The sequence below is a fragment of the Bacterioplanes sanyensis genome, from assembly GCF_002237535.1.
GTDB lineage: Bacteria > Pseudomonadota > Gammaproteobacteria > Pseudomonadales > Oceanobacteraceae > Bacterioplanes > Bacterioplanes sanyensis_A.
In genome coordinates, this window is record NZ_CP022530.1 from 2,897,380 (window position 1) to 2,915,827 (window position 18,448).

Below are 18,448 nucleotides of genomic sequence, written 5' to 3' on the forward strand. Positions count from 1 at the left end.
CTAGGCTTACAACGTACGTAGTTTTATATCCCGATTACGCTATTTATGGGGCTGAACTTGCACCACTAGCTGTGATCAACTTTGCCTCTTACTCTATGCCTATAATTTCGATAAGGAAGGATTCAATGCTGACTGCGCTCAATAATCTCATTGACGAACGCAATGACGCAAAACAAGCCGATATTTTGCGCCGCTTTGCCAGCCTCTATTACTCCGGCGCACCGATGGACGAGGTCATGGCCCGTCCGGTTGAAGACATTTACGGCGCGGCGATGTCTTGCTGGCAACTGGTGCAACAACGCCAAGCAGGCAAAAACAAAGTGCGGGTGCTCAACCCCGACTACGAAAATCATGGCTGGCAATCCAACCACACCATTATCGAAATAGTCTGCGAGGACGTTCCTTTCCTGGTGGACTCGGTTCGCATAGAGCTCAATGCACGACAAATGGCGTTGCACGCCATTCACTACTGCGTGTGGAATGTTGAACGCAGCAAAGACGGTCAGCTGAAATCGTCGGGCAATTGGGATAAGCCTTCCAAGTCTTCGGTGTCCGAAGCCATCATCTATATCGAAATTGACCACAACTCCAATCCACAAACCCTGGAGGAGTTGACGCAGGCATTGGTCAGCGTATTGGACGAAGTTCAGGTCTGTGTGGCGGATTTCCCCGCCATTATGAAACAGGCCGATGCCGCCGTGGCCAGCTTAGAGGGCGGTCGCAAGCGCACCAAAGAGCGCAAAGAAGCACGCGAATTCTTGCAGTGGTTAATTAATAATCATTTTACCTTCCTGGCTTACGATGAGTTCGAAATGCAGCAGGACGGTAGCGTGCAATACGTGAACCGTAACTCTGAAGCGGACCTTGGGGTATTTCGTTTCCGCAGCTCTGCCAGCGACCATTTGCGCATGGACGAGCTGCCCGGCGAAATCCAGGATTTCATCAAAAGCCCACAACTGATCAGCTTTATGAAGTCCGGCTACCGCAGCCGAGTGCATCGTCCAGCGTACCCGGATTACGTGGTGCTAAAACGCCTGAACGAAGACGGCGAAGTGATTGGCGGTGTGCGTTTCTTGGGCTTGTATACCTCATTGGTGTACATCGAGTCGCCTAATAATATCCCGATCATTCGCCAAAAATTGGATGCTGTACGCGAATTAGCGGGCTTTGATCCGCACTCACATAGCGGTAAAGAGCTGGCGCGCATTTTGGAAGTGTATCCGCGTGATGAGCTGTTCCAATCTGCAGTCGAGCAGCTGCACGAAACCGCAATCAGTGTGCTCAATATTCAAGAGCGTCGCCAGACGCGGGTGTATTTGCGTCGCGATACCTACGGCAAATTTATTTCCTGCCTGGTGTACACACCTCGTGATATCTACAACACCGAGCTGCGTCAAAAAATCGAGTCGGTGTTAGAGAATGAGTTTTCGCCAATCGATGTCGAATTTAATACCTATTTCTCCGAGTCGGTATTGGCTCGAACGCACTTTATGGTGCGCTTGGATCCTGAAAAATCGGTGAAATACGACGCCGATATGGTCGAGCGTAAGATTCGCCAAGTAGCACGCTCCTGGCAGGACGACCTGCACGATGCCTTGGTCGAGCAGGTGGGTGAAGAAAAAGGCAACCGCCAGTACAACCGCTATCGCATGGCTTTCCCAGCCGGTTACCGTGAGAACTTTTCGCCGCGCACTGCCGTCGCCGACGTGCAGCACATGGAGTCACTGTTCAGTCACGACTGCGAAGACGATTTGGCGATGAGCTTTTATCGCGAGCTGGAAGAAAGCGACAATCAGCTGCGCTTTAAGCTGTTTAACCGTGACACCATTTTACCGCTGTCGGACGTGATTCCAGTTCTGGAAAACTTAGGGCTGCGTGTACTGGGCGAGCACCCTTATGAGATTACCGTCGAAGGTAATCGTACCGTGTGGATTCACAACTTCCTGTTGGAATACACACTGTCCGACAGCATCACCATTTCTGAGGTGAAAAAACTATTCCAGGATGCCTTCCGTGCTATTTGGCAAGGTCGCGCAGAAAACGACGGCTTTAATCGCCTGGTACTGGGTGGCAAGCTGGGTTGGAAGGACATCGCCATCTTGCGTGCGTATGCGCGCTACATGAAGCAAATTCGCTTTGGCATTTCTGAGTTCTATATTGCCAACGCACTGAGCCGCTACATTCCAATCGCGGCGCGTTTAGTGGAATTCTTCCATCTGCGTTTTGGGCTGCAGTTTGATAGCCAGCAGGATCGAATTCTGAAAATGGCTGAGTGCGAAGAGCAGCTGAAAATCGCCATTGATGAAGTGGATCAGCTGAACGAAGACCGCACCTTCCGCCGTTATGTGGAACTGATGAAGGCGACCTTGCGGACGAACTTCTTCCAGTGCGATGACGATGGCAATACTAAAGATTATGTCTCTTTGAAGATCGATCCGTCGGCGGTATCGGATATGCCGCTGCCGCGCCCGATGTTCGAAATCTTTGTGTATTCTCCGCGTGTTGAGGGTGTGCACCTGCGTGGTGGTCGAGTTGCCCGTGGTGGTTTGCGTTGGTCAGATCGCACGGAAGATTTCCGGACCGAAGTATTGGGCTTGGTGAAAGCGCAGCAGGTGAAAAACGCAGTGATCGTACCGGTCGGTGCGAAGGGCGGTTTTGTTGCCAAACAGCTGCCTAAAGACGGCGGCCGCGACGCCTTTATGGCTGAAGGCATTGCGTGTTATCAGACCTTTATTTCGGCTCTGTTGGATGTGACCGATAACCTGGTTGAAGGTGAACTGGTGCCACCACAACAGGTGATTCGCCACGACAGCGACGATCCGTACCTGGTGGTGGCGGCCGATAAAGGCACCGCGACCTTCTCCGACATTGCCAACGAAATTGCCGTTAAACGTGGTTTCTGGATGGGTGATGCGTTCGCATCCGGTGGTTCTATCGGTTACGACCATAAAAAAATGGGCATTACCGCTCGCGGTGCCTGGGTATCGGTGCAACGACACTTCCGTGAACTGGGCGTGAATGTTCAGAAGCAGGATTTTTCCGTCGTTGCCATTGGTGATATGGCCGGCGACGTATTTGGTAATGGCATGCTGTTGTCTGAGCACATTTGCTTGGTCGCGGCCTTTAACCACATGCACATCTTTATTGACCCAACGCCGAACGCGGCCACCAGTTATGAAGAGCGCAAGCGCATGTTCGAATTGCCGCGCTCCAGTTGGGCCGACTACAGCCGTGATTTGATTTCACGCGGTGGCGGTATTTTCTCGCGTAATGCTAAGAGCATTCCCATTTCGCGCGAAATGAAGCAGCTGTTCGGTATTTACGACGACCGCCTGCCGCCGAATGAGCTGATTCGTGCCATCTTGCGTGCGCCGGTGGATTTGATCTGGAATGGCGGCATCGGCACATATATCAAGGCCACCAGCGAGCGTCACGCGCAAGTGGGTGATAAAGCCAATGACGGTGTGCGCATCAATGGCAATCAGGTGCGCGCCAAAGTTATTGGTGAAGGCGGTAACCTGGGTATTACCCAATTGGGCCGCATTGAGTTCAATCTCAATGGCGGTGCGTCCTACACCGACTTTATTGATAACGCCGGTGGTGTGGACTGCTCCGACCACGAGGTGAACATTAAGATCATGCTCAATGAGATCATGGACAATGGCGATCTGACGCGTAAGCAGCGTAACGAGATCTTTATGTCGATGACCGATCAAGTGGCCGATCTGGTGTTGACCAACAACTACAACCAGACCCAAGCCATCGCTTTGGCTGAGCGTGATTGCCGTACACGCCTGGAGGAGTACTCGCGCCTGATGCGCGATTACGAGAGTCAGGGCAAGTTGAACCGTGCGTTGGAGTTTTTGCCAAGCGAAGAAGAGCTGCAAGATCGTCGCAGCCAAAACGCGGGTTTAACGCGTCCAGAATTGTCGGTGCTGATTTCCTACACCAAAGCCGACTTAAAAGAGCGCCTGAATACCGCTGAAATCTGCGCCGATGATTACATCTCGCGCATTTTGACCACAGCGTTCCCGCAGAACCTGTTTGAACGCTTTGGAGAAGCCATGTCTGGCCACCGTCTGCGCAGCGAGATCATTGCCACGCAATTGGCCAACGACATGGTCAACTACATGGGCATCACTTTCGTTAATCGCCAGCAGGAGTCCACCGGTGCCAGTGCCACCGAGATTGCTCGTGCTTATCTGACGGCGCGTGATGTGTTCGATTTGCCTGCCTTGTGGCAGCAAATTACCGCGCTGGATTATCAGATCGATACCGATGTGCAAGAAAGCATGATGGCCGATCTGATGCGTTTGGTGCGCCGAGCCAGCCGTTGGTTCTTGCGCAATCGTCGCTTGCTGGAAGACATCGATGCTGAGGTCAGCACCTTCCGTGAGCCGGTATTGGCGTTGTCTACTCGCCTGGGTGAAACGTTAAAAGGCTCGGCGCTGGAAAGCTGGCGTCAAACCTTTAATGAGCGGGTGGAAGCTGGAGTGCCAGAATCGTTGGCGGCCATCACCGCCGGTGCTTCGAACCTCTATTCGGCGCTCGGCATCATTGAGGCAGCGCGTCAAACTGAGCGTGAACCGCAACAAGTGGCCGAGACTTACTTTGAGATTGGTGAGCACTTGTCGCTGGATTGGTTTATGCAACAAATTAACCTGTTGCCAGCCGCCAATCACTGGGATGCTCTGGCGCGCGAAACTCTGCGCGACGACCTGGACTGGCAGCAGCGTGCGCTGACCGTCGGCTTGTTGTCGGGTTATGCCGAGTACGACTCGCTGGACGACGCCATTGAAGCTTGGGCCAGCGAGCAAGAAAGCCTAGTGACACGCTGGCGCAGTATGCTGTCTGAGCTGAAGGCCGCCGATGGGCTGGAGTTTGCTATGGTGGCGGTGGCGCTGCGTGAACTGCTCGATCTGGCGCAAGCCAGTCGTCATCACAAAGCGGTGGTAGAGGGCGAGCTCGTCAGCGCGTCGTAATCGCTGCAATAGCGACACGCGTTTGATTCAACGCCGACTCTGGTGACAGAGTCGGCGTTTTTTATGCCAGTGTCCTTAGAGGCTGTTTCATAACCTTCAGTCCGATATAATAATCAAAACTATCAGCTTCAACTCCTCCACCATGAAACGTTCAACCTCAGAACTGACCGACCAACAGTGGGCACACATTGAGCCTTGTTTACCCAGCCTGCCTCGTGGCAAAGGGGGTCCCAAACCTATCAGCAATCGAGCCTGTTTCGAGGGCATTTTATGGGTCTTACGTTCAGGTGCGCGCTGGCGTGATCTACCCGAGCGCTATCCTTCACCGAGTACCTGCTGGCGCCGCCTTCAGTACTGGGAAGAGCAAGGTGCATGGGTCAAAGCCTGGCGTAAGCTTCTTCGCGTTCTGGATCAACAGTCGCGGTTAAATTGGGAAGAATCGTTTTCTGATGGTAGTTTTGCACCCGCAAAAAAAGGGGCCTCGGTGTTGGAAAAACCAAGCGTGGTAAGGGGTCGAAGTGGATGATAGTCGTCGATGGCGAAGGCATTCCAATCGGGCTGACACTTGGCTCAGCGTCACCGGCGGAGGTCAATCTGATTGAGGCTTTGTTAAATGTTTCCTATGGCAAGAGCAAGGTGAAGCGTTTGATTTACGATAAAGCGGCAGACTCTGATCCTCTGCGAATGGCGTTAAAGAAACGGGGCGTTGATCTCATTTGTCCACATCGTCGAAACAGGAGAAAAGCGCCGCTGCAAGATGGTAGAAAGCTGAGAAGGTACGACCGTCGCTGGAAAGTAGAGCGCACTTTTGCTTGGCTTGGAAATTATCGGCGATTAGTGGTTCGATGGGAAAGAAAGCTCTCAATGTATCGAGCCTTCTTTCACGCCGCCTGCATGATGATCGTGCTAAAGAAGTTGTGAAACAGCTTCTAGTCAGAAGTGCGCACGCATTCAGCGGGCCATTCAAATGCTCTGGCGAGGCGTGCCTCATAGGCCATGGTCCATTGGCAGAAACAGAACGACGCCAGAGGGTTTGAAGGGCGTGCCTAAGGGAGCGAACGAGTAGCGCCATTACGGCGTTGTTGCTGTTAAAGATCCTGATATTTCCTGCCAACAGCGCCTAGTACTAGCGCTTCCCATTCGCTCTGAACATAGGCGTACTTCTCATTCAGGAGACTAGTGGGTGACCTTGCGCGTCGCGGCATAGATAATGCGCGCAGATGTTTTGCGAGACTCGACTGTGCGAACGATATTGCGTTACCTGTGTGGCCTGATCTTGTGCGGCCTGACATGCCTATCTTTGGCTGCGGAAGTGGATCAGTTTTCCGGCCAGCCCTTTACACCTTTAAACGACAGCAGTGCCATCATTGAAGCCGAAGTTGAGCGGCGCATCGATGCGGCGATTAAGCTGGCCAACAGTCCGTATCCGCGCCAGCGACCGCAAAAAGTGCATATGATGCGCCGGCGCCCCAACTGCGATGTCGAGCGTTTGTACGACAGTTTACGCTGGTACCTGGCGCGGCCAGTGATTGGCCAAGTGGAAACCTTTGCCGAGCAGTCTGATCAGGTAGAGCGTCGGCGCATTCCCTTTGAGCAGTCCATTTACCGGGATTTTGCCTGGCAGTATTCGCCGTCTTTGGTGTTGAGTCAGCGCATTGCCGCCGTGATTCGCTTGGGAGGCACAGAGGTCGGCACTGATAAGCTCGGTCATTTCTTTACCGAAGGGGCCAGTTATTTTGCCGCCACGCAACGATTGCAAGGCGAGCTAAACGCCGGGCTGTTGTTTGGTGAATGGTCGGAATCTTTGTATTTTGGTGCGCAAACGACGGGGGTATTTTCTTACGCGGACTTGGTCGCTAACTTCCAGGGATTGCGTTTTTGGAATCGAATTCTGGCCGAGCAGCCGGACCCTTTGTACGGCACTCAGCCCGAGGCGTACATTCGTTGTGAGAACAAACGCTGGCAGCGCGCCAACGATTTTCTTTGGGCCGATTATGTGGATGACGGTTGGAATGAAAGCATCAACTGCAGCGTATTAAGAACGCCAGCATTGCTGCAACAATTATCGCTGGAGGACGTGCGTTGCTCGCCCAAACGTCTGCCCAAGCAGCGCTACGGAGAGTTGGCGGAGCGCTTGTTAAATCCGCAAGGATTGGCGGTGCTGGCGCAGCATTTACAGCCTGAGGCTCTGTTGCCACAGCGCATTCACTTGCGTAGCTGGGCGTTGCCGCCGGAGGCGTTTGAACACATTAAAGACATGCGCGAGCGGTTAGAGCTGTGGCGTCAACAGCAGGTGGGAGAAGGGCAATGAGTCAGCGCATTGTGGTGGATTTGGCGATTTCTGCCGACGACTATCTGGCTTATTACAGTGGAACGGCCAAGAACGTGGTAGCGACAGCGGAGGACGGGCGCATTGTGCGTTTTCCCGCCAATATTTTGCAGCGTGTGGTCGGCCACGAAGGTATTTATGGCCGCTTTGCCATTGAGTTCGATTCAGCCGGTAAATTTACTGGTATTACCAAGTTGAATTAATCATGTTGTCGTCATTTTTGTTGGCCTTGCGCCGTCTGTGCCATTGCCAGGATGATCGGGTATTGCACGCGCTATTGGCGCAGCAGTTTCGCCAGTTCCGTACCAATGCCAGTTTTGCTGCGTTGATTACCATCGCTTTAATTGTGTATTTAGTTGGCGGTCAGCCCAATGCGGTTATAGGGCTATGGGTAGCCACCTCGGTATCGATGTTGTTGTATTTATTAATGCAGCTGTGGCGCGTGCAGCGGGCGACGATAAGTGACAATTTGTCTCATTGGTACTGGGTCGGGCTGAGTATCGTGATGCTTTCAGGCATTAACTGGGCGTTGATGCCTTATGTGTTTTATTCCTCGCAGTCTGAACTGACTTTGCAGGTGTTGGTGGTGGCCTTGGCGTATGTGGCGTTGTCGGGCAACGTGATGATTCATATACCGGGCGGCTTTTTATTGTTTGCCGTCTTTGCACTGAGCGGCCAAGTGTTGACGTTTTATCATTTTGCACCGGATTTGATCATTCCTATGTTAGTCGGTTGCGGCTTTTTTGGTTTAGCCTTGTCGTCCAACATTCGAGCAACGCGTTTGATGGCTATGGCAGAGCAGTTGCGCTTGAACAATGAAGATATGTTAGTGGAAGTGCGCGAACAGCAAAGCCGTGCCCAAGCAGCGGTAACGGAAAAAAATCGCTTTATGGCCGCGGCCAGTCACGATTTACGCCAGCCCTTGCAAGCATTGAACTTATTGTGTGCCGGGCAAGAGCTGCAGCAGCCAGATAATCCGTACAACGGCAAATTACGGCGCAGTATCGATAGTTTGGCAGCGCTGTTTGATGCGGTGCTGGATATCTCGACCTTGGAGCATCAGCAACAGGTAGATGTGCAGGTGTTTTCTTTACGGCAAGTACAGCGGCGATTATTGGATCAGCACCTGGATAAACTCGCTCGACCGGGCGTCGATTTTAAACTGGATTTACCGGATGTGTATGTCAGCAGTGACTATGAGCTGTTGCTGCGTGTGCTGAATAATGTGCTGGGCAATGCGTTTAAATACACGCATGCAGGCCAGGTGCAGCTGCTGGCCGATGTGTGCGGCGATCAGGTAATCATTCGGGTGCAGGACACTGGTGTGGGCATCGCTGAGGATCATCAGCGACACATCTTTTCGGATTATTATCAGGTCGACAATCCTGAGCGCGACCGAAGTAAAGGCTTAGGGCTAGGGCTGGCGATCGTACAGCGCATTAATGAACTGCTGCAGTTGCAGTTAACGCTCAGCAGTGAGCTCGGAAAAGGCACCTGCATCACCTTCCAATTGCCGCTAGCCAAGGAAGCCCCCAAGGCGCAGCATGATCAACCCCAGGCGCTGTTGCATTGGCCGGACGATCAATGCTTGGCTTTGGTGGATGACGATGTCGAAGCGCGTGCATCGCTGTGTCATTGGTTGTCGTTACAAGGTGTCTGGGTGGTTGCAGCAGATAACTGGAGCAAGTTGGCTAACATGTTAGATGAACTTGATGTGAGGCCGGCTGGATTGATCAGTGACTATCGCTTGGCGGATGGGGAGACAGGGTTGGATGTGTTCGATCAAGCGCAGGCACGCTTCCCGGGCATTCCTTGCTTGCTGCTGACGGGCGATGTGCTTATGTCACAGCTCCCGGCCCCGTACCAAGCTCTGCCGCTGCTGAACAAGCCAGTACCGCCGCAGCAACTGCTGGAACAATTGCAAAATTTCATCACGAAAGCAGGCAGTTAATCTGCAGCTGGCAACGTAGCGTTGGTATTACAGGGTCTGGCTTCTATTCTGCGGCGGGCGTTATTGGCGCCCAATCAAAGTGTTGGTTACAGCAACTTCATCTGCCTGGCTTTGGCAACGCACTCAGAGCGCGTCGAGGCGTCAAGAATCATAAATAGATGCGATAAATGCTTTTTGACGGTGTTTTCTGAAATATTAAACTGACAACCAATTTGTTTGTTGGTCAGACCGTCTGCCACCGCTTGTAATATTTGCTGCTGGCGGAAAGTGAAGGCCGGTGAGGTAGCTGGGTGAGGTGGAATGCCGGCACGCACCGGATTCGAATGCAAAAACTTCGTCAGGGCAATGATCAGATTTTCACGGCTTTCGCCTTTGCTAACAAATGCCTGTGCGCCGTACTGAAAACACGCTTCTTGTTCAACCTGGCTTTCGCTGGAGGTTAAAATCATTAGCCGACCTTGCAACGCATTGGCGATGCGATTGATCGATATGCCGCCCTTCATGCCGGGCATTTTTAAATCTATGATGCCTGCGTGCATCTGCGCCAAAGGCAGTGACATTAAACTGTCTAAACATTGGGCGCGGTGCACTTCAACTTTGGGTACCAGGCTGTTGACCAGCGACTCTAGGCCATCCAAAAACAGTTCATGGTCGTCTGCCAGCACTAAGCGCATAAAAATTCCAAGTCCAACGAGTTCATTTTAATTGATTGATTATGTAGAAGGAGAGTGGCCAGCTGGCCACTCTCAAGGCGTTTAGTTTGTTAATTCTAAGCTGCTCTGCGGACCTGCATGGATGTCTTTTAACATGCGTGTACCAGCCACGGTGCCGTCGGTTATCCAGGGTTCCATCCCGTGGCCGTCTTTTTGCAAGATCAGTAAGCGTTTGCCATTGATCTGCTGGCGCGAGAACACGGATTGTTCACGCTGGTTGCCTGCGATGTCAAACATGGTGCCTAGAATGTCATTCAGCGGAGCGGTAAATAACCCATCCACCAACAGGCCAAACTCATCCCGGCTGTTGATACCCATGGCCCAATGTTGGCCGTTCACCACGTCGTGCCAGCTTTCTTCATCGGATAAATGCGGCAGTTTCTCAACCTGGACTGAATCCGTGCTGCTGAGATCAAGCGAATACCAATGCCAGTCACCACTGTCTTGTGATTTGGCGGTAAACAAGGCTTTGTTGTTGTGCACCTCAAAACGGGTCTTTTCTGAGGCGATGGTTTGTTCTGCACCGGTGGGGCTGCGATCTTTGGCCCCGAGAGAAAAATCGATCCATACAGTATGGCGATCACTACTACCATCTAACTGTGCGGTGAACAGCATGTGTTGTTGCCAAAATAGAACATTCATTGGGTTGGTATAGGTATGTCGGAAATCATCATTCATGCGGAAAATGTCGTTGCCACGATCAAACTCAACACAAAAGATCTCGTGTTCAAGCGTTGCTTTGGCGATAAAACAGGTGGCGTTAACGTCTGTTTTACCATTACTTGAATAGTGGGATAAATCGATAATCTCAACACCGCTATCGAAGTCAAAACCATCGTCTGTGCCAGGAGCGTAATCGTACACCAATTCAACGTTATCAAAGCTTGGATTGTCTGCGTCCATCATATACAGCTCATGGCCGTGGTCTGGGGTGATAGCAAAAAATAGCAATTTATTGCCAACAATATGCAGATTATGAATGCTCGATATCAGATGCGGCGACGGCGTTGTTGTATAGCTACTAAAAATTAGTTGAGTGCCCGGATAGCTTCCGTCGGTTTGATAGATACCGCTCACCCCGCGTGTTTTCCTAATTGATGCTCCGCCGTGCGCAAAGAATACGGTGTCTTTATACTCAATAAAGTCAGCGGGCCAAGGTGCATCAACCATGAAATGAATGCTGTTTTGATCAGCTGGGACCATGGCAATGCTGGGGTAGCCCGTTGAGGACCCAGCTCCCAGTAGCAGCATATCATTGTGGTGATAGAGGTGAGTGAATTTGGAATCTTCAACCCCTGGCGATAAATCTTGCACCATCTGAGTGCCATCGGTTGTGCCGTCGGTGACCCACAGCTCTTTGCCGTGCACACCATCATTGGCGACAAAATAGGCTTTTTCTGGCGCTTTCACTTCAAACGTCAGGTCGATGTCGGTGCTGTCCTGATCGTCACTGATCGTCAGGCTAACGACGGCGCTGCCTAGGGTTTTTGCGTTTAATTGCAAGTCGCGCTGGTTCACCGAAGCATCCAGTATGGCGCTGTTACTAACACTATCAACACGGATGCTGATGTCGGCATCGGCTGAGTCAGGGTCGAACACGCTCAGTGCCAACGTCTGCTGAGTGCTGGGCGTTAAAAAGACCGAGTTAGCCAGTGTGTCTGCATCGAGCAGTTGTGGAGCGTCGTTAACTGGGTTGACGGTCACCGCCAGATTAAAATTCGACGTGGCTTTGCCATCACTGGCGGACAAAGGAATCGTCGCGCTGCCAAATTGGTTTTGAGCGGCCACTATATTGAGCTGGTTTTGGCTGGCGCTAACGCTTAATAAATCGCTTTTAAACGGTTCTATCTTCCAGCTGACGGCATCGCCATCGGCGTCGGTTAATTTGATATCAACGCTGGCAGAGGCGTCTTCATCAAACACAATGCTGCTTTGGGTGCCAGCAAAGGACGGAGCACGGTTGTTGTTACCTCCGCCATTATTGCCACCGCCGTTGCCGCCGTTGCCGCCGTTGTTTCCACCACCGCTATTGCCGCCGCCGCTCGAACCGTTATTGGCGCTTTGCGCTGCCACGGTAAAACTGCGTCGAGTCACTTGTTTGCCGTCAGACACTTGAACGGTCACGGTGCCGCTGCCGGTATAACCAGCCTTGGGGGTGATGGTGACGGTGCCGGTGGCGGAAACGCTCACAATAAATCCGCTCGGTGCTGCTAGTAATTTGAATGTCAGCTGGTCGCCATCAGGGTCGCTGGCGGTGAGTTTAAACGACGCCGCATTACCTGAGGTCAGTGTTTTTTTGTTGATTGCCGGAATAACAGGGGCATCGTTTTGTGCCGCCACGCTGACATTCAATTCAATGTCCTGATGCAGTTTGCCATCGGACACTTGCACCACAATTTTGTCGTTCCCATAGCGATGCGCGGCTGGGGTTAAACGCAATTGACCGTCAACAATGACCGCATTGATCCAGTCGGGAGCGGAGAGGATTTTATAGGCCAGTTCATCGCCGTCTGGGTCTTGCACTTTGAGGTCCAATGTCTTGGCTTGGTCCTCGGTCATTTGCCAATCCGTGTTCATTTGCCATTCGGGCGCATCATTCACGGAAATAATGCTCACCGGCACGGTTTTGCGCAGCTCGTGCGTACCGTCGCTGATTAACAACACAATCTCGCCATCGCCGTGGTAACCCGGCTCAGGATTCAGCTCGATCATGCCTTCATGGATGCGTGCGCCGGCTTGCTCTGGCGCCGACAGAATGGTGATGGTCAGCGCATCGCCATCTGGGTCGCTGACCGGCAAGCGCATGCTGCGCTTAGTGTCTTCATCGCAGCTGAGCATGACGTTGTCTGCCAGTACGGGAGCCGAGTTGCTTTCTACTGGCGTCGCTTCGCTGTTGTTGCTGGACGAATCGCTGCCGCAACCGGCCAGCGTCAGCGCCGCAGCGCCCAAACAGGCGCGCACGACCAATGTGTGCAGCAAGGTGTAACTGCCCTGAACCATGTTCTGTCTTCCCCTTGGATGTTGATGGTGTGTGTTTGAATGCGGCGGATATTAGGAAGAAGGGCTGTATTCGGGGACTACCCAAACGGGTAGTTTTTTCAGCAGCGCGATAAATTTGTTGCGAAAACCGGCTTTTCTGGCGCCGGTCGTCTACAGGGGGGGGCATTTACCGTATAATGCCGCGGTTTTTTGCCCCGACGCCCGCATCTGGAGATTGGTATGGATTGGTACAGCCTGACTCGGCAACTGTTTTTTCGACTCAGTGGTGAAACGTCCCACGAACTCGGCTTAGATATGCTGGGCGCTGGGGAGCGTCTGGGGCTGCTGCAGTATTTAGCGCCGCAGGTTGCCAACCTGGAAACCGAAGTCGCTGGTATTCGCTTTGCCAACCCAGTTGGCCTGGCTGCTGGTTTGGATAAAAACGGCGACTACATAGATGCCTTTGCCCGCTTGGGCTTTGGCTTTATTGAAATTGGCACCGTGACGCCACGGCCACAGCCTGGCAACCCTAAACCACGCCTGTTCCGCCTACCGCAGCAGCGCGCCATCATTAACCGCATGGGGTTTAACAATAAGGGCGTCGATCACCTGGTGGCGCGAGTCAAAGCCGCGCGCTATGACGGTGTTTTGGGTATCAATATTGGCAAAAACTTCGATACCGCTGTAGAGGACGCCAGCAGCGATTATCTTACCTGCCTGAACAAAGTCTACGAGCATGCCAGCTACATTGCGGTCAACATTTCTTCTCCCAATACGCCTGGGCTGCGAACGCTGCAATACGGTGACGCGTTGAAAGAGTTGTTACAGCCGTTAAAAGAGCGCCAAGCACAGCTCAGTCAACAGCACGGCTACAAGCCCATCTTTGTGAAAATTGCCCCAGACATGAGCGAAGAAGAAGTCGGTTTGGTGGCTGAGACTCTGCTAGAAACAGAAATGGACGGCGTCATTGCCACCAACACCACCTTGTCGCGCGAGGGTGTTTCTGGAGCGCGTCATGGCGACGAGCAAGGTGGTCTCAGCGGTGCGCCGGTGGAAGAGTTGGCCACCGAGACGGTCGAGCAATTGTCGCAGGCGTTGGCCGGAAAACTGCCGATCATCGGCGTGGGCGGGATTCTTGATGGCGAAGGCGCGGTGGATAAGGTCAAGGCCGGTGCACAGTTGGTGCAAGTGTACAGTGGCTTTATTTATCGTGGTCCCGAGCTGATTGGCGAAGCGGTGGATGCGTTAGCTGCGCTGCGCGCCAACATGTGATTTAAGCTGGGCAAACGGCAGGCAAAAAAATGCCCCGTTGATAACGGGGCGGCCACCCGGGTGAGGTGGCGGGTGCTGAAGGCTATAGTGACATTTTATGAATTCCAGAAACGCCGGTGTATCCATCCCAATTGTCTGCTCGTCCGGATCGCCAACCGGCCATCCAGGCGTCTCGCATGGTGCCCATGGGCGCTAGGTCTTTGGATCTTCGTTCGACCCCGGCGCGGTAACCACGTGAGAAAGCCCGTTCTTGCAAATCGCGTTTCTGTTTCTTCATAAGATGCGTCCTCGCTTCCTGTTTAAAGAACTGGTCGCTGCCAAGTGAAAAGATGACGTAAGCAGCGACAGCCCCTAAGGTTTTATCGCGACGCTTGGGTCGATGTTAATGATTTTTTTCTTATAAACAGCGTTGCTCTTGCTTCGCAACGCTATTTGACGAACGGATTACTTTCAGCATGCAAACAGATGTTCAGGCGCCAGAAGTGGCGTGGATGGCCCTATGTCCGAAAGGGTTGGAATCGCTTCTGGCGGATGAAATCAGCCACTTAGGTGGCAAAGTTGAACGAGAAACGCACATGGGTGTGGCGTTCAGTGGCCCGCTGGAAGTGGTCTACCGGGTGTGTCTGTGGAGCCGTTTGGCGAGCAGAATATTGTTACCCTTGTATGAAAGTCAGGTGACATCGGTCAATGAATTGTACGACTGTGCCAGACAAGTGGACTGGAATTCGGTGTTTTCGGTCTCAGCCACATTTCGTATCGACTTCCATGGTCGTACCGACTTTGTCCGCAATACACAGTTTGGCGCTCAGCGCATTAAAGACGCGGTGGTGGACAGCTTTCGCGAGCAGCAGGGGCAGCGCCCATCGGTGGACAAAAACGCCGCCGTTCGCATTGAAGCGCGCTTGGCCAAGGGCAAGCTCAGCCTGTTTTTGAACCTCAGTGGTGACAGTTTGCATCGCCGCGGCTATCGCTTGCAGCCGGGTAAGGCGCCGCTGAAAGAAAACCTGGCGGCTGCGCTACTGTTACGTGCTGGTTGGCCGGAGAAATGGGCCCAGGGTCAGCATCTGGTGGACCCCATGTGCGGCTCCGGCACTTTACTGATCGAGGCGGCGATGATGGCTGCAGACATCGCCCCAGGGTTCAATCGCCAGTTGTGGGGTTTCAGTGACTGGAAAGGCCACGATCGCAAACTGTGGTTGCAGTTGTGTGACGAGGCGCGCCAGCGTCGCAGTGATGGCATCGCAGCGCTGAAAAACCGCTTCTATGGCTTTGACATCGACCCAGAGCAGCTCAATGCCGCGCACAAGAATCTGGAGCGTTCGGGGCTGGCCGGTAAGGTGCATTTGGAGCGTCGTTCTGTTGATGCGCTGCGGGTGAAAGATGAGGTGGTGGCTGAGGGTGGCCTGATCATCTGTAACCCTCCGTACGGCGAGCGTTTGAGCGAGCTGCCGCAGCTGGCGCCGCTGTACCAGCAGCTGCACAAAGCCGGCCTCAAGCTGCCGGACTGGCCGCTGGCGGTATTCACTGGCAACGTCGATCTGGCCAAAGTGATCAGCCGGCCCATGGACAAACAGTACCGCTTCACCAACGGCCAAATCGCCACGCGATTATTGCTGTTTGGTGCCGCCGACGAACGCTCTCAAGCCGCTCCTGAAAGTTTGATTCGCGGTCCGGTGGAAGCCTTTGCCAATCGCGTGCGCAAAAACTTAAAGCAACTACACAAGTGGGCCAAACGCGAGCAGGTGAGCTGCTATCGCTTGTACGATGCCGATTTGCCCGAGTACGCCGTGGCGATTGATCGCTACTGCGCCGAGCAAGGTGAGTGGTTGCACGTACAGGAATACACGCCGCCCAAGTCAATCGATCCAGACAAAGCCGAGCGCCGCTTGCTGGATGTGCTGGCGGCCTTGCCGGAGGTCACCGGTGTGGCGGCGGAACGCATCGTGCTGAAGCGACGTGAGCGTCAGTCGGGCAAAAAACAATACGAGAAAGTGGCCAGCGCTGAGCAGCAATTGGTGGTGCGCGAGGGCGATGTGCAGCTGGTGGTGAATTTGCGCGATTATCTCGACACCGGTTTGTTTTTGGACCACCGGCCAACACGGTTGCTCATCGCGCAGCGCAGTGCGCCGCAGCAGCGCTTTTTAAACTTGTTCTGCTACACCGCTGTGGCCAGCTTGCATGCGGCACAGCGCGGTGCGCAGTGCACCAGCGTGGATATGTCGCGCACCTATTTAAATTGGGGCAAAGATAACTTCCGTTTAAATCAGCTCGACCCGGCGCAGCACGAATTTGTGCAACAAGATTGCCTGCAATGGTTGGCCGAGCACAGTAACAAACAGCGCGGCGGCTACGATACGATTTTTATGGACCCGCCCACGTTCTCAAATTCGAAACGTATGGAAGGGGTGCTCGATATTCAGCGCGATCATGTGCAATTGATCAGCCAAGCAATGACGCTGCTCAACCCAGGTGGTGTGCTGATTTTCTCCACCAACCTCAGACGCTTTCAAATCGATCGCGATGCACTAAAAGAGTTCGTGATTACCGATCAAGGCACAAAGTCGGTGCCATTTGACTTTGCCCGGCGCCCCAATATCCATCACTGCTTTCATATCACACGCGCGTAATCCACCGCTTGTGCCCCAAACAAAGGCCCGAACTCCGGGCCTTTGCTGCATTTCTGTGCTCAAAATCTTGCTGCTTATTCCCAAAACCCATGTTTCTGGTACGGATTCTGCTCTAACAGCCAGCTGAAAAACCAGTTGCCCAAACTTTGGGCATATAAAAACAACCGGTATCAGTATGAGGCATGCCGGCTGAGCTTTTGAAGTTTGGCCGCATCAGTGCGACCTATTGGCTGCAACGGTATCGCGGCGACAGTCGCGAAAACTGCAGTGCCTTGGCTGAGCTACCTACAGAGAAAATGAGCCTGTTGCAGGAACCTGCTTTAGGAACCCAGATAGGCTGATGGGGAGTTGTATGAACCACTCAGATTTAACCGCGATGAACAGTGCCGTTGAAACACTGATGCAAAGCGCCAACACCATGTTCATCTTGCTGGGCGCCATTATGGTGCTGGCCATGCATGCAGGCTTTGCTTTTTTAGAAGTGGGTACGGTGCGCCATAAAAACCAGGTTAATGCGCTGGTCAAAATTATTACCGACTTTGGTGTGTCGACCATTGCCTATTTTTTTGTGGGTTATCAAGTTGCGTACGGTCTGGATTTTTTTGCCAGCGCTCACGATTTGATCAATAACAACGGTTACGAGCTGGTTAAATTCTTTTTCTTGCTGACCTTTGCTGCAGCCATACCGGCCATTGTCTCTGGCGGTATTGCCGAGAGGGCGAAATTTTATCCAATCTTAATCGCTTCGGCACTGACAGTGGCGCTGGTGTATCCGTTTTTTGAAGGTCTGATTTGGAATGGCAATTACGGCTTTCAAGCTTGGTTAGAGCAACGCTTTGGCGCACCGTTCCACGACTTTGCTGGCTCTATTGTTGTACATGGTGTGGGCGGCTGGATCGCATTTGCTGCGGTGTATTTACTAGGCGCGCGCAAAGGCCGTTATCGCGATGGTCGGGTGGTGGCTTTTGCGCCGTCTAATATCCCATTTTTGGCGTTGGGCGCTTGGATTTTGGCCGTGGGCTGGTTTGGCTTTAATGTGATGTCGGCGCAAACGCTGGACGGGATTTCCGGACTGGTGGCGGTGAACAGCTTGATGGCGATGGTGGGTGGCACTGTTGTCGCCATGTTGGTGGGCCGCAATGACCCAGGGTTTATTCATAATGGGCCATTGGCCGGGTTGGTGGCGGTGTGTGCCGGCTCAGATGTGATGCATCCCATCGGCTCGCTGATCGTCGGTGGTGTGGCCGGTGCGTTGTTCGTTTATGTATTTACCTTGGCACAGAATCGTTTTCCCAAGTTTGATGACGTGCTCGGTGTGTGGCCTTTGCACGGCTTGTGCGGTACCTGGGGCGCCATCGCGGCGGGTATTTTTGGTGCACAGAGTATGGGCGGCTTGGGCGGTGTGAGCCTGATGGCGCAATTGATTGGTTCGCTGGTGGGCATCGCTGTTGCTGTGGGCGGCGGGTTTATCATTTACGGCACGATCAAATGGCTGTCTGGCATTCGCTTGGACGAAGAGCAGGAGTATCAAGGGGCGGATTTGTCGATCCATAAAATCGGCGCTACCTGCGACGATTAAACCGGCTGCACAGCGG

Annotated in this window: 11 protein-coding genes and 1 pseudogene; 9 read left to right on the forward strand and 3 right to left on the reverse strand. The window is 53.1% G+C overall.

Annotated elements, in window-relative coordinates:
* Window positions 1–125 precede the first annotated feature (125 nt).
* The 6 genes and pseudogenes from CHH28_RS13425 to CHH28_RS13450 all read left to right on the forward strand — a co-directional run bounded on the left by CHH28_RS13425 (window position 126) and on the right by CHH28_RS13450 (window position 9,262).
* A complete protein-coding gene (locus tag CHH28_RS13425; RefSeq protein WP_094060788.1) occupies window positions 126–4,982 on the forward strand; it encodes an NAD-glutamate dehydrogenase in 4,857 nt (1,618 codons plus the stop codon).
* A gap of 142 nt (window positions 4,983–5,124) precedes the next feature.
* Window positions 5,125–5,508: a transposase gene (locus CHH28_RS20655; RefSeq protein WP_094058567.1), complete on the forward strand. Its 384-nt coding sequence runs from the start codon at window positions 5,125–5,127 to the stop codon at window positions 5,506–5,508.
* Window positions 5,475–5,903, forward strand: a pseudogene (locus CHH28_RS13435) (IS5 family transposase); the annotation flags it as partial. The gene CHH28_RS20655 and the pseudogene CHH28_RS13435, both read left to right, overlap by 34 nt.
* A 319-nt stretch (window positions 5,904–6,222) precedes the next feature.
* Entirely contained in the window at window positions 6,223–7,293 is a 1,071-nt protein-coding gene (locus CHH28_RS13440; protein ID WP_157729914.1) for a hypothetical protein, read from the forward strand.
* Complete coding sequence (locus CHH28_RS13445) at window positions 7,290–7,514, forward strand: DUF2835 domain-containing protein (protein WP_094060790.1); 225 nt, start codon at window positions 7,290–7,292, stop codon at window positions 7,512–7,514. Before CHH28_RS13440 ends, CHH28_RS13445 begins: the two co-directional genes overlap by 4 nt.
* Before the next feature lie 2 nt (window positions 7,515–7,516).
* Window positions 7,517–9,262 carry a hybrid sensor histidine kinase/response regulator gene (locus CHH28_RS13450; RefSeq protein WP_094060791.1) on the forward strand — a complete coding sequence of 582 codons (1,746 nt, stop codon included), beginning with the start codon at window positions 7,517–7,519 and terminating at the stop codon, window positions 9,260–9,262.
* An 86-nt stretch (window positions 9,263–9,348) separates the two neighbouring features.
* Here the strand turns inward: CHH28_RS13450 and CHH28_RS13455 are convergent, their stop codons facing one another.
* Window positions 9,349–9,936, reverse strand: a complete 588-nt coding sequence (locus CHH28_RS13455) for a LuxR C-terminal-related transcriptional regulator (RefSeq protein ID WP_094060792.1) — start codon at window positions 9,934–9,936, stop codon at window positions 9,349–9,351.
* An 81-nt stretch (window positions 9,937–10,017) separates the two neighbouring features.
* Window positions 10,018–12,975: an Ig-like domain-containing protein gene (locus CHH28_RS13460; protein ID WP_094060793.1), complete on the reverse strand. Its 2,958-nt coding sequence runs from the start codon at window positions 12,973–12,975 to the stop codon at window positions 10,018–10,020.
* Window positions 12,976–13,194: 219 nt separating this feature from the next.
* Between CHH28_RS13460 and CHH28_RS13465 the strand changes: the two genes are divergently transcribed.
* A complete protein-coding gene (locus CHH28_RS13465) occupies window positions 13,195–14,226 on the forward strand; it encodes a quinone-dependent dihydroorotate dehydrogenase (protein WP_094060794.1) in 1,032 nt (343 codons plus the stop codon).
* 82 nt (window positions 14,227–14,308) lie between these two features.
* On the opposite strand, the gene rmf is transcribed toward CHH28_RS13465, so the two are convergent.
* The gene (rmf, locus tag CHH28_RS13470; protein ID WP_094060795.1) at window positions 14,309–14,503 is read right to left on the reverse strand and encodes a ribosome modulation factor; all 195 of its coding nucleotides are present in this window, start codon (window positions 14,501–14,503) and stop codon (window positions 14,309–14,311) included.
* 178 nt (window positions 14,504–14,681) lie between these two features.
* Between rmf and rlmKL the strand changes: the two genes are divergently transcribed.
* Together rlmKL and CHH28_RS13480 are read left to right on the forward strand one after the other, a co-directional pair.
* Window positions 14,682–16,853, forward strand: coding sequence for a bifunctional 23S rRNA (guanine(2069)-N(7))-methyltransferase RlmK/23S rRNA (guanine(2445)-N(2))-methyltransferase RlmL (rlmKL, locus tag CHH28_RS13475; RefSeq protein WP_094060796.1), 2,172 nt, complete (start codon window positions 14,682–14,684; stop codon window positions 16,851–16,853).
* 352 nt (window positions 16,854–17,205) lie between these two features.
* On the forward strand, window positions 17,206–18,432 hold the full coding sequence (locus tag CHH28_RS13480; RefSeq protein ID WP_094060797.1) for an ammonium transporter: 1,227 nt from the start codon (window positions 17,206–17,208) through the stop codon (window positions 18,430–18,432).
* The last annotated feature ends 16 nt before the right edge of the window (window positions 18,433–18,448 follow it).